At 60.2% G+C, this 12,803-nt stretch carries 12 protein-coding genes; 5 read left to right on the top strand and 7 right to left on the bottom strand.

What is annotated here, in order from left to right:
• The first annotated feature begins 95 nt into the window (after nt 1-95).
• Both CF137_RS04590 and CF137_RS04585 read left to right on the top strand, forming a co-directional pair.
• Entirely contained in the window at nt 96-980 is an 885-nt protein-coding gene (locus CF137_RS04590; protein WP_139718191.1) for a LysR family transcriptional regulator, read from the top strand.
• A 127-nt stretch (nt 981-1,107) separates the two neighbouring features.
• Entirely contained in the window at nt 1,108-2,022 is a 915-nt protein-coding gene (locus CF137_RS04585) for a Gfo/Idh/MocA family protein (RefSeq protein ID WP_139718190.1), read from the top strand.
• A 98-nt stretch (nt 2,023-2,120) separates the two neighbouring features.
• Here CF137_RS04585 and CF137_RS04580 read toward each other — a convergent pair whose 3' ends face one another.
• From CF137_RS04580 to CF137_RS04570, 4 genes are all read right to left on the bottom strand, one after another.
• The gene (locus CF137_RS04580) at nt 2,121-2,471 is read right to left on the bottom strand and encodes a TusE/DsrC/DsvC family sulfur relay protein (protein ID WP_068978729.1); all 351 of its coding nucleotides are present in this window, start codon (nt 2,469-2,471) and stop codon (nt 2,121-2,123) included.
• Between the two features lie 23 nt (nt 2,472-2,494).
• Nucleotides 2,495-4,660 (bottom strand): YccS family putative transporter, encoded by a 2,166-nt coding sequence (gene yccS, locus CF137_RS04575; RefSeq protein ID WP_139718189.1) that lies wholly within the window; start codon nt 4,658-4,660, stop codon nt 2,495-2,497.
• Nucleotide 4,661: 1 nt separating this feature from the next.
• Entirely contained in the window at nt 4,662-4,829 is a 168-nt protein-coding gene (locus CF137_RS21960; RefSeq protein WP_157830565.1) for a hypothetical protein, read from the bottom strand.
• 158 nt (nt 4,830-4,987) lie between these two features.
• Nucleotides 4,988-6,385 carry a nucleobase:cation symporter-2 family protein gene (locus tag CF137_RS04570; protein ID WP_139718188.1) on the bottom strand — a complete coding sequence of 466 codons (1,398 nt, stop codon included), beginning with the start codon at nt 6,383-6,385 and terminating at the stop codon, nt 4,988-4,990.
• 235 nt (nt 6,386-6,620) lie between these two features.
• Between CF137_RS04570 and CF137_RS04565 the strand changes: the two genes are divergently transcribed.
• Nucleotides 6,621-7,742, top strand: a complete 1,122-nt coding sequence (locus CF137_RS04565; RefSeq protein ID WP_139718187.1) for a GGDEF domain-containing protein — start codon at nt 6,621-6,623, stop codon at nt 7,740-7,742.
• 30 nt (nt 7,743-7,772) lie between these two features.
• Here the strand turns inward: CF137_RS04565 and CF137_RS04560 are convergent, their stop codons facing one another.
• Entirely contained in the window at nt 7,773-8,021 is a 249-nt protein-coding gene (locus CF137_RS04560) for a DUF2498 family protein (protein ID WP_042020559.1), read from the bottom strand.
• 132 nt (nt 8,022-8,153) lie between these two features.
• The gene (locus CF137_RS04555; RefSeq protein WP_139718186.1) at nt 8,154-9,533 is read right to left on the bottom strand and encodes an MATE family efflux transporter; all 1,380 of its coding nucleotides are present in this window, start codon (nt 9,531-9,533) and stop codon (nt 8,154-8,156) included.
• Between the two features lie 120 nt (nt 9,534-9,653).
• On the opposite strand from CF137_RS04555, the gene CF137_RS04550 reads away from it, so the two are divergent.
• Nucleotides 9,654-10,511, top strand: a complete 858-nt coding sequence (locus CF137_RS04550) for a helix-turn-helix transcriptional regulator (RefSeq protein ID WP_162515839.1) — start codon at nt 9,654-9,656, stop codon at nt 10,509-10,511.
• Between the two features lie 69 nt (nt 10,512-10,580).
• Complete coding sequence (locus CF137_RS04545) at nt 10,581-12,272, top strand: NAD-dependent malic enzyme (protein ID WP_139718185.1); 1,692 nt, start codon at nt 10,581-10,583, stop codon at nt 12,270-12,272.
• Nucleotides 12,273-12,357: 85 nt separating this feature from the next.
• On the opposite strand, the gene CF137_RS04540 is transcribed toward CF137_RS04545, so the two are convergent.
• Nucleotides 12,358-12,803: OmpA family protein (locus tag CF137_RS04540; RefSeq protein WP_153227363.1), on the bottom strand; the 446-nt coding region annotated here is incomplete at its 5' end.

The following is a 12,803-nucleotide window of genomic DNA, read 5'->3' as shown; positions in this document are numbered from 1 at the left end:
GCTTTGCTGGAAGAGCTGCAAGGTTAGAGAGTCACTGATACAATGTAAATCATGGGTAATTTGTATGTGATACAACTTAAAATGGTGAGGTGACGGTGGAGAAGATCGATATCAGGCAGATGCGGGTGCTGGTGTTGCTGGTCAGACACAAGAGTGTGTCGCGGGTGGCCGAGCTGCTGGAGATCTCCCAGCAGGGGGTGAGCAGTCATCTGAAAAAGCTGCGCGACGCCTTTCCCGCCGAGCTGTTTATCCGCCAGAGCGCCGGATTGCAGCCGACTGACTACGCCTGCGAGCTGGCCGACAAGTTTGAGCAGATCCTGGCCGACATCGACGGGGTCTTTGTGGCTGCCCCCTTCGTTCCGGCCAGCAGCCAGCACACCTTCAGGGTGATGGCCAACGAGTATGCCCAGCTCGCCATTATCCCAAGGCTGGCGAGCGCTCTGCGACGTCAGGCACCCTCCATCCGGCTCGATGTGGTGGACTTTCAGGCTGAACTGCATCTGGACGCGCTGGCCAGCGGCGAGACGGATCTGGTGATTGGCTTTGATGCCTACATCGACCCGGGGTTGCTGCGCGCCACCTTGCGCCGGGATCACTACTGCTGCGTGCTGCGCCAGGACTCCCGATATCTTCCGGATAATACCCAGCTGCAGGATATGGCGGCCATCCCCTTTGTGCAGTTCGCCAACAGCGTCGGCAATTTTGAAGGACAAATGAGCCCGCAGCAGGTCACCCGCTCGGCGGTGGCGACGCTCCCCTGTTACACCTCGTTGCAAGCCTTTATGTCGGTCAATGACGTGGCAGCTTGCATTCCGTCGGCCATCGCCGCCCTCGGGGATTTTCGCTTGCTGGAGCTGGCCGGGGCGCCGCAGCCGTTCGAGGTGGTGGTCGGCAGGCACAGAAAAAGTCAGGGCAATCTGGCTATCGAGTGGCTGGCCGAGGTGATTAAGTCGGTCAGCGCCCTTGCCACGCCCAGATAACGCAGCCACTTGCCGAGCAAGGCCAGCGTCAGCAGCGCGGTAACGGCAGGCTGGATCTGCGGGGGAAATCCTGCGATGGTGCGGGCAGTTATCCGCTTGCCCCGTTATCGAGTGAAAAGGAGTTGAGATGCGCATTGCCATGATTGGTCTGGGGGATATCGCCCAAAAAGCCTATCTGCCGCTGCTGACGAGCGATGAGCGGGTCACCCCGCTGCTCTGCACCCGCAATCCAGCGGTGCTGGAGAAGCTCGCCCGTCAGTACCGGATCCCCGAGTCGTACACCGATGTTAATGCGCTGCTGGCCAGTCGCCCCGACGCCGTGATGATCCACGCCGCCACCGCCGTCCACAGCCAGATTGCCGAGCAGTGCCTGCGCGCAGGGATCCCCACCTTTGTCGACAAGCCGCTGTGTGACAATCTGGCCGAGGCCGAGGAGCTTGCCAACCTCGCCATGGCGCAGGATTGTGCGCTGTTTGTCGGCTTTAACCGCCGTTATCTGCCCGCCATGGATGCCGCCCGTGCCCAGCCGCTCACCGAACTCAACTGGCAAAAACACCGCTTTGCCCTGCCCGGGCGGGCACGGGATTTTATGTTCGATGACTTTATCCATGTGCTCGACAGCCTCTGTTTTTATGGCGGCGCGCCACAGGGGGATTTTCAGGCGGTGCTGCGGCCAGGTGCCCAGGACCAGCGCTTGCTGGCAGGGGTGAGTGTCAGCTGGCAGAGCGGCGATCGCGCCATCAGCGGCAGCATGAATCGCAGCGCCGGGATCACCGAGGAGCGCATCGACGCCTACGGCGACAATCTCTCCCTGCACCTTGAGAATTGCACTCGCGGCATCATAGCCCGCGACAAGCAGGCGCAGACGCTGGCCCCCAACGACTGGCAGCCGGTGCTGGCCCAGCGCGGCTTTGCCGCCATGCTGGAACACTGGTATCAGCAAATTGGATCGGGCAAGGCCGATAGCGAGCTGATCGCCTCCTACCTGCACGGTCATCGGTTGGCGGAACAGTTGGTGGCACAGGCTGAACAGCGGGGATAAGGCTGGCTGAGTCAGTGCGAGGAATATGAATGGAAGGTGCGTGAGCAAGGCGCACCAGAAACAACGGGGGCCGCAGTTGCGGCCCCCGTTTTATGGGATCAGATGCATTTCACCGGCTTGGGCAGGCCGCCAATCTTGGTCGCCTGCTTGGCGGGCCCTTCCGGGAACAGTTTGTAGAGGTAGCGGCTGTTGCCCTTCTCGGGGCCGTACTGCTTCTCCATCGCCTTGACCAGCGCGCGGATGGCGGGGGAGGTGTTGAACTCCAGATAGAAGGCGCGCACAAAGCGCACCACTTCCCAGTGCGGCTCCTCCAGCTCGATCCCCTCCTGCGCAGCCAGCACCAGCGCCAGCTCCTCGCTCCAGTCGCTGCTGTTGAGCAGGTAGCCCTTGGCATCGGTCTTTATGAGTTGGCCGTTCAATTCCAGCTGATGTTGTTCGGACGCAGACATGGGGCTCCTCGCTAATGGGGCTATCAGGATTGGGCGGGCATGGTAGCGCCTTGACCCCCGGTGAGCAACCGGCTCTCGTTGGCCAGATGCAGCAACTGATCCGCCAGCTCGCTGATGAGGTTGAGCTGCTGGGTCAGCATCAGCTGCTCCTCGCTGTACTCTTGGTCGCCATCTGGGGTGATCAGCAGGTTCTTGTTGCCGATGGAGCTGGAGGGGTTACCCGCCAGATGGCCGGCAGCCTGCTCCAGGGTGTGGCAGATATGGTGGCGCAGCTCCTCCAGCCCGTTTACTGCCTCCAGCTTGTCGCGATGGGCCCCCAGCGCCGAGATATAGGAGAGCAGGGCGTGGTTGCGCCAGGTGAGGGTAAAGCAGAGATCGAGGAAACGGCGGCGCTTTTGCGGCTCCACCAGCATGCTCTGCCAGGCGGTGGCCAGCTCGCTATCCGCCAGATGGGCGCTCTTGCGCGCCACCCGATAGTCGATGGACTCATCCCGCTGCTGGGTGAGGCTCGCCAGCACCGCCGAGAGGTAGCGGGCGTTGGCCGACAGGGAATTGGCGATCAGGGTCGGTAGCCGCTTGTATTGCCAGTCCGGCCAGAGCCAGGCCACCAGCCCGTAGGAGATCAGGCAGCCGAGCAGGGTATCGAGCAAGCGCGGCCCCAGAATAGCAAAGCCGATGCCATCGAGCAGGTTGAACGCCATCAGCACATAGAGGGTGATAAAGCAGACCGCGGCGCTGTAGTTGTTGCGCACCTGGGTGAAGAAGAGGAAGGCGGCCAGCCCCATCACTACCAGCTGGACGTGCAGCTCGGGGAACAGCCAGAGCACCGGAATACCCACCAGTATCCCGACAAAGGTGCCGAGCATCCGCTGCACCAGTCGGCGGCGGGTGGCGCTGTAGCTGGGTTGGCAGACAAACAGCACTGTGAGCAATATCCAGTAACCCTTTTCCAGATCAAAGGCTTGCAGTATGCCGTAGCCAATCACCAGCCCGAGCGACAAGCGCAATGCATGGCGAAACACCATGGAGTGCAGGGTGAGGTGCTGCTTGAGCTGGGTCAGCAGCGGCAAGCGGGGCGGGCGCGCCAGCGCGGGCAGGTTTTGCGGCGCCTGATCGGGGTTTTGCAGCCCCTCGGCGCTGCCCAGCAGTTGGTTGATGTTGGCCAGATTGCGGCGCAGGAACTTCATCGGCGTCAGCAGGGTTTTCGGGTAGTGCTGCTTGAGGTGGGTGAACTCCAGCTGATCGCCAAGGGCCTGCAGCGTCCAGTGAATGCGCTTGTTATGGGCGTAAGGTTTGTGTACCAGAATGGCGTAACCGAGCCGCTGACACGCCTCGGAGAGTTGCAGGAACACCTCCTGAAATCCTTCCAGTACTATGCCCTGTTTGAGCTCAGCTTCCAGTCGGCTGTAGGGGTAGTGGCTGGAGGTGGCGCGCTCGTGAATTTCCAGCGCCAGCAGGTAGAGGCGCAGCAGGCTGGCAAGCTCCGGGCTGGCTGGATGGCGGCGGCTGAGGCGGGCGTTGAGGGCCGACTTGGTGAGGGTCAGCGCGCTCACCAGATTGATATTGAGCTGGGCCAGATTGTGGCGAATGGCCTGGGCGCCGTGCTCATCTGCCGGGAAGAAGCGGGATTTTTCCAGCAGATAACGGCCAAGGGCGAAGTAGCTCTGGGCCAGTTGCTCGTGCAGGGTCTTGTAGGGCAGCAGCCAGAGCCAGATGAAAGAGACCAGCCCGTACCAGAGGGCACCGGCGCCGAGCGCCAGCGGCTGATAGAAGAGATCCGGCGCCTTGGCGGCCCCCAGCATGGTGTAGATAGCGATCAGCAGCGAGCCAAAGCTGATGGTGGCGTAGCGGGCGCCGAGCGCCCCCACCATCACGAAGATAAAGGTAGAGCTGGCCAGCCCGATGGCGAATAGCCAGGGGGTGGGGTAGAGATACTGCACGCACAGCGACGCAAACATGAAGCAGATGAGTGTCATGGCGAGGTTCTTGAGCCGTCCCCACAGGCTGTCGTCGGTCTCGGCGATGGCGCCTGCCACTACCCCGAGAGAGAGCAGCACGGTGAGCTGGATATTGCCGGTGGCCAGGGTGAAGGCGAGCAGACCGAGAATGGTCAGCAGCACCTTGAGGGCGAAGTAGATGTGGCTATCGGTGAGCAGTCGGCGTAACAGACTGGAGAAGTCCATGGGCATGCTAGATCCCCCCCTTGAGCGAAGTGAAATCGATGCGACTGTCGGTCAGCAGTCCGCGCAGCAGGCCAGAGAGATCCATCAGCATGAGAGAGGTGAAACCTTTGAACGAGACGAGAGCGGGATAGTAACCTGCCAAGCGCGAAGTGGCCCTGATTTGGATCAGGGCCACTTCGCTTCATATTGTTGATTTACCTATTATCTTGACAGAAATGGCGATGAGTCAATCGATGATCCTGTTTGGCGCCCGGCGAGCCTTGTCACTACCCGTCACCTCCCCGGAAAAACCGGGCATCGCCACACTGAAATCCGCTATCGGGTAGTGATGACTCAGACGTGGGGCTTTTCGCGCTTGGGTAGCAACAGGTTCATCAAGATAGCAGTGATACCACCGGTGGCGACGCCGTAGGAGAGCACGCTCTTGACGAGTTCCGGCATATGTTGCAAGACCTCGGGCACCTGGGCGACGCCCAGCCCCATCGCAATCGAGACTGCCAGGATCATCAGGGCCCGTCTATCCAGCTCCTCGCGGGAAATAATGCGGACACCTGCGGCAGCAATGGTGCCGAACATCACTATGGTGGCCCCTCCCAGTACGGGTTCCGGGATCTGTTGTACCAGGCTGGCGACCGCGGGGAACAGGCCGAGTAGCGCCAGCATGCCGGCGATAAACAGGCCGACATAGCGGCTGGCCACCCCGGTCAGCTGGATCACACCATTGTTCTGGCTGAAGGTAGACATGGGGAAGGTGGAGAAGAGCGCCGCCATGATCGAGTTGCAACCATCAGCCAGCACCCCACCTTTAATCCGTTTCATATAGATCTTGCCGCTCACCGGTTCGCCAGAGACATCCGACGTGGCGGTCATATCACCAATGGCCTCCAGTGCGGTGACCACAAAGATGATGGCCAGTGGCACAAACAGCTGCCAGTCAAAGCCAAGGCCATAGCGCAAGGGGATCGGCACCATCACCATGGGGCCGTCAAAGGTTGGTGGTGTCACCTTGCCCAGCAGCAGCGCCACGGCATAGCCGGTCAGCATGGCGATCATGATGGCCGAGAGGCGCAGCCAGGGGTTGCGGCTGCGCTGCAGCAGCACGATAAGACCGAGCACCAGCAGGGAAAGCAACAGGTTGCTGTGGCTGGCAAAGCTGCCATCCGCAAGGGCACCGTAGCCACCGCCCATGCTGATCAGACCCACCTTGATCAGGGTCAGGCCGATCAGCAACACCACTATGCCGGTCACCAGCGGGGTGATCACCTTTTGTACCAGATGCAGAAAGCGACTCAGGATCACCATGGTGAGTGCCGCCACCATCATGGTGCCGAACAGGGTGCCGAGCATATCTTCCGTCGGCATGGCGGCTTGTTGCAGCGCGAGGCCCGAGGCGATGATAGGGCCGAGGAAGTTGAAGCTGGTGCCCTGTACCGATAACAGACCGGAACCGACAGGGCCGAAGCGGCGGGTCTGGATGAAGGAGGCGATGCCGGACATGACCAGTGACATGGAGACGATATAACGGGTGTCGGCAGCAGGGAGCCCGAGGGCATTGGCGATGATGAGAGTGGGAGTGATGATGGCGACAAACATGGCGAGCATATGCTGCAGGGCGGCGAACAGGGTCTGGGGCAGTGGAGGGACATCATCTATGCCGTAGACCAGTTCGCTGTGCGCTCGTCGGGGTGGATGTGCCTCAGGGGTGATGGGGGCGGCGGCAGCCTGTTCCATAAGTACCTCGAATGGTGTGGGGAGGGGGAGAAAATTGGGCGCTATTGTAGTGATTGAAACTGTGCTGACCAGCGCTAATTATGCGGAAAAAGGTTTATTTTTCGATGCATTGAAACGTTTGCGCGCTGCGGTTATCATCTGTCGGTTTGTGTGACCCTTATCACGGTTTAATTTCCCCTTGCCCCCCCCAGACTCGGTGTAGAATGAGCCCTCTTTAGTTATGTGGAGCATCCAGATGCTGAAATTGGCGGAGTTCTGGAGTGCCAAGGCTCACTCCGAAGATTTTACCCGTACCCGCATGGGCTTTATGACAGTGCGTTTGCGCCTGCTCACCTGCCTGCTGATGGCGGGCTTGCCGGTGTGGGCGGTGATCGATTGGGCTACCTTGCCTGCGGGTCATTTCGAGCAACTGTTTCAGGCCAGGATCTTCTGCACGCTGGCGCTCTCCCCCCTGATCCCGCTCTCCTATCTCATCCACTTTCGTCGTGAGCGGATGAAGCTGGCACTCGGCTATTTGATGGCGGTGATGATGCTTTTCTCGCTCTTTTGCCTCCATAGCTTTGGCACGGAACAGCAGTTGCAAGCGGGCTATGTCGCCTTTCCCTATCTGCTGATCACCCTGTTTGCCATCTTTCCTATTCCTCTTTCCCTCGGGTTACAACTGGCGGGGGTGGTGCTGCTGACCATGCTGCTGGGCCACTGGCTGCTGGTGGGCCAGAGCATCTGGAGTCAGGCCACCCTGAATCAGGTGTGGGTGCTCGGCATGTTCACACTGGCCAGCTGCTGGGTGCAGTGTGGTCAGCTCAACATGTTGCTGCGGCTCTATCGGGAATCGACCACCGACGAGCTGACCGGCATGATGAATCGCCGCTTGTTGATGAAAGAGCTGGAGCAAGCCCGTGTCAGGCTGTTAGCCAAGAAGAGATCGTTTGCTGTGTTGCTGCTGGATCTGGACCGCTTCAAGCGGATCAATGACATCTATGGTCATCTGGCGGGGGATGCGGTGCTCAAAGATGTCGCGGCGACCTTGAATGAACAACTGGACTCAGGGATGGTGTTGGGGCGCTATGGCGGCGAAGAGTTTGCCATTTTGATCCACAACTGTGCTGACCCGGCGCAGGCAAGCAAAGTGGCCGAGCGGCTGCGTATTGCGGTCGAGGCGCGGCTGGTGAAAAGCCCCACCGCTGATGAGTTGCTGGAGGTGACGGTGAGTATCGGGATTGCCATGGCCCGCACCGATGACACCATTGATATTCTGATCAACCGTGCCGACGAGTGTCTCTATCAGGCCAAGATGGCGGGTCGCAACTGCGTGGTGGTTGAGCATCAGCCGGGTGAAAAAACAGATGCCGCCTGAGGGCGGCATCTTGTTGGCGAAGTGTCGAACTTAGCTCAGCCGGTACTTGCCGGAGAGCTGCTGGGCCAGCAGCTTGAACATGTTGAACACCGCCATGGTTTTGCCGGTCGGGGTGCCATCTTCGGCCAGGAAGAACTCCCCTTTGAATACCAGAATGTCGCTCTTTTGCTCCACCGAATCGGCACGCATGCCGTGGATGAAATCCTCGTGGTTCTTGATGATGGTATTGGCCATCTCCAGCAAGGCACTTTCGGTTATCAGCTCTTTTTCGGGTTGCATGCTCGGCTCCTTAAACGACTACGAGGCAGCGGCGTTGCGGCATATGGCGGCGCCCTGCCTCTGAATTGAGAGGCGACTAGCATACTGCAAACGGGTTTTTACTGTCATTGATATGACCCCGATCCGTGCTGTTTATCCTATCACCAGGTTTTTGAGCCAGCGCCGCTGGCGAATGCGGCGTTGCACCAGCAGCACCTTGCAGAGCTCCTCCAGCAACACCACTGCTACCACCCAGGAGAGGGGCCAGCCGAGCACACTGACGGCCACCCAGGCGAGCGGGATGCCGATGCACCACATGCCGACGATATCGATGAAAATGCTGTAGTTCACATCGCCGCCAGAGCGCAGTACGCCGATGATCCCCACCATATTGAACACCTTGAGCAGCATCCCCAGACACATGATGCCGAGTACTTGTCCCGCCTCACTCATCAGCTCGGGGGGGAGGTTGCCGACCCACTGCAGCAGATTGGCTTGCAGCAACCAGACCGCGATCCCCACCAATAGCGCACCAATCGGTGCCAGCAGCAGGAACAGCTGGGAGTGTTGCCAGGCGATGTCGTACTGCTCGGCCCCGAGCCGGTGGCCGAGCAGGGTAGAGCAGGCCACTGCCAGCCCGACGAAGAGGGAGATAAGAATGCTCTCCAGCGTGCCGAGGGTGGTCATGATGGCCAGCGAATCGGTGCCGAGATGGGCGTAGAGAAAGCCGTAAATTAGCATGCCAAAGGCCCAGAGCCCGTCGTGGAACAAGAGCGGCAGGGCGATCAGGGTGAAGCGCACCACCTCCTTGCGTTTGAAGGCGGCCAGCCAGTCTGGTGCGCGCGGGATCAGCCGTGACTCATAACGCTTCACATAGATCAGCAGCAAGGCCGTTTGTAGCAGGCGCGAAATGGTGGTGCCCCAGGCCGACCCGGCCACCCCCATCGCCTCGCAGCCGAAGTGACCGAAGATGAGGGCATAATTGAGGATGACGTTGGCGATGATGGCGATAATGCCGATGCGGGTCGGGGCTGCGGCATTGCCCACCGAGCGCAGCGCTGACTCCAGCGGCAACACGATGGCGGTGCAGAGGATGGTGGCGCCGGTGATCATCAGGAATTGATCCGCCAGCAGGCGCAGTGCCGGATCCTGGCTGGCAAAGCCCAGCACGCTACCCGGCGATAACACATAGAGAAAGGCAAACGGCAGGGTAATCAGCAGGGCCCCCACCAGCGCCAGCGCCAGGGAGCGGCGCACTCCCGCCAGCTCGCCGCGCCCGAAGTATTGCGCTGACAATACCGAGACCCCGCCCGAGAGGCCCCCTATTACCAGCATATTGAAAAACACGACCCGGTTACCCAAGCCGACCGCCGCTACCGCCGTGGTGCCAAGCTGACTCACCATCATGATATCGATGAGGCCGAGCAGGGAGAACATCATGGACTGCAGCGAGACAGGCAGCGCCAGCCGCCACAGTCGGGTCATGAACTCACGATCGGTGGTTTGTTTTAAAATCGCTTGCCAATAATTCATAGTTGTTAACCTGGGGTGAGAAAAGCAAGGTTTGTCAGGGGTATGATAGGTGGATGTCGAGGTTTCCCCACTGTGGAGACCTCTCGATTTTCTTGTGCAAAACTATCCTGTTGAGGTGTTATGCCATTTATCAGCGAGTGTCTGGAGATAGCGCCGGCCTGCGAAGAGTGGATGCTGGGGCGTGAAGGGCTGCCTCTGCTCGGTGAGGCGGGCATCCTTCTGACCGGCCTCTCCCGGGTGCGGGATCACTACCTGATCCGCCGCAACCGGCCTGAGTTCCACATCTTGATGGTGAGCCACGATGAGGGTGGGGTGCTGCTCACCACCGAGGGGGAGCAAGCCATTCCGGCCGGGTCGCTCATCTTTCTGCCTGCCGCACAGCCTGGTGGTCTCAAGCTGGTTGGGGAGAGCTGGCAGATCAGCTGGATTTTGCTCGATGACGTGCCGCGCTGGCAGCACCTGCACCGGCTTGGTCATCGCATCTGGCAAGGGGATGGCGGCGATCAGCTCTACCATCTGCTCAGCCTGATGCAGGTAGAAGGCGTGCGCTCACCGTTGCAGCCTCAACTACTCAGTCTGCTGCTGGCACTGTTGGAGCGCACCCTGCAAGGTGAGGTGCGGGGCACCCCGGAGCTGCGGTTACAGGCGCTGTTTCGCCGGGTGGAGGCGCGCCTTGACGAACCCTGGAGTGTGGCCCTGCTGGCTGACCAGATGGCCTGCTCGGTGCCCCATCTGCATCGCCTCTGTCAGCAAGTATTTGGCATGGGGCCGATGGCGAGGGTGACCGAGCTCAGAATGAGCAAGGCGCGCCAGTTGTTGCTCTATACCAACTGGTCACTCGGTGAGCTGGCGCTCCGGGTTGGTTACAGTGATGGGGCCAACTTTGCCAACCGCTTTCGCCGCCTGACAGGGCAGACGCCGGGTGCTTTTCGTCGACTGAGTCGCAAACCTTTTGCAACAGATGTGCAAACTCTTTGAAATTCATGGCACAAGTCCCTAGGATCGGCGGGCTCCTACGTTCCGCTAATCGTTTAGGTATCAAGATCCATGTTTGAAGATAATAAGAAACGCCCCCTCTACATTCCCTACGCCGGTCCCGCCCTGCTGGAGACCCCACTGCTCAACAAGGGCAGCGCCTTCACCAGTGAAGAGCGCGGCCACTTTAATCTCGAAGGGTTACTGCCGCAAAATATCGAGACCATCGAAGAGCAGGCCGAGCGCGCCTATCGCCAGTTTATGGCGTTTGGTAACGACATGGACAAGCACATCTATCTGCGCAACATTCAGGACACCAACGAGACGCTGTTCTACCGTCTGTTGCACAACCACCTGACCGAGATGTTGCCGATCATCTATACCCCGACTGTCGGTAAGGCGTGCGAGGAGTTCTCCAACATTTACCGCCGCGCCCGTGGCCTGTTTATCTCCTATCCGGATATGGACCGGATCGATGACATGCTGCAAAACGCCACCAAGCAGAACGTCAAAGTGATCGTGGTCACCGATGGCGAGCGGATCCTGGGTCTGGGTGACCAGGGGATTGGCGGCATGGGCATCCCCATCGGCAAGCTGTCGCTCTACACCGCCTGTGGCGGTATCTCGCCAGCCTACTGCCTGCCGGTGGTGCTGGATGCGGGCACCAACAACCAGCAACTGCTCAATGACCCCTTCTATATGGGCTGGCGCAATCCGCGCATCTCAGGTGAAGAGTATGCGGAGTTTGTCGATGCCTTCATTCAGGCGGTCAAGCGCCGCTGGCCCGATATCCTGCTGCAGTTCGAGGATTTCGCCCAGAACAACGCCATGCCGCTGCTCAACCGCTACAAGAACGAGCTCTGCTGCTTCAACGACGATATTCAGGGCACAGCCGCAGTGACCCTGGGCAGCCTGATCGCCGCCTGCAAGGCCTCTGGAGCCAAGCTTTCCGAGAAGCGGGTCGCCTTCCTCGGTGCGGGCAGCGCGGGCTGCGGTATTGCCGAGCAGATAGTGGCGCAGATGAAGGCCGAGGGGCTGACCGATGCACAGGCCCGGAGCCGGGTCTTTATGGTGGACCGTTTTGGTCTTATCACCGACAAGATCCCCAACCAGCTCGACTTCCAGCGCCGTCTCTCTCAGCCGGTGGAGCGCATTGCCGACTGGCCGGTGGGGGACAACATCTCTTTGCTGGAGGTGATGGAGCACGCTCATCCGGACATTTTGATCGGGGTATCCGGCCAGCCGGGGCTGTTTACCGAAGAGGTGGTCAAGACCATGCACAAGCACTGTGCCCGTCCCATCATCTTCCCGCTCTCCAACCCCACCTCCCGGGTTGAAGCGACGCCGGCAGATCTCATCCGCTGGACCGACGGTCAGGCGCTGGTGGCAACCGGTAGCCCGTTTGCGCCGGTGGAGCACAAGGGCAAGCGCTACGTCATCGCCCAGTGCAACAACTCCTTTATCTTCCCGGGGATTGGTCTGGGCGTTATCGCCTCCGGCGCCACCCGGGTGACCGATGCCATGCTGATGTCGGCCAGCCGTGCGCTGGCGGAGTGCTCGCCGCTGGTAAAAGGTGCGGAAGGCTCTCTGCTGCCGGATCTGGCAGATATTCACGAGGTCTCCCGCTACATCGCCAAGATGGTGGCCAAGACCGCCATGCTGCAGGGCAAGGCGGTGCAGACTCCGGACGAGGTGATCGATCAGGCCATCGACGCCAACTTCTGGCATCCGGAATATCGCCGCTATCGTCGCACCTCGTTCTGATTTCTGCGGGAAGTGGCAAAGCAAAAGGGATGCCTCGGCATCCCTTTTTACTGCACGTCTGACATGGTTATCGCCTCAAGATCAACTACTCGCTGCCGCCCTGTACACCGGTGACACGCACCTCTACCCGGCGATCCGGCCCAAGGCAGTCGATGAGCGCCGCCTTCGCCTTGATGGCATCACACTGGTTGCCGGTGACCGGATTACTCGCGCCATTGCCCTGGATGCTCACCTTGTCGGCGGGCAGCCCTTTGCTGATCAGGAAGTTGGCCACCGTGGTTGCCCGCGCCTCCGACAGTGCCTGATTGTTGGCCGCTGAACCGATACGGTCGCTATAACCCATCACGACCGCACTGCCATCCTTGGGTTGTACGTCGACGATCTGCTGGTAGAGATCTTCCAGCGCACTCATCCCCTCCTGCTTGAGATCTGCTTGGCCAAAGGCGAACAGCACATCGGAACTGAGGTTGAAGGTTTGATCCACCACTTCCGGTTCGGCTGGTGGAGGGGGGACCACGACCGGGGCGGGCG

Source organism: Aeromonas sobria (genome assembly GCF_006243315.1).
Classification (GTDB): domain Bacteria; phylum Pseudomonadota; class Gammaproteobacteria; order Enterobacterales; family Aeromonadaceae; genus Aeromonas; species Aeromonas sobria_A.
The sequence above is the reverse complement of the archived record's forward strand: the minus strand, read 5'-3'. Positions and strand labels throughout refer to the sequence as shown.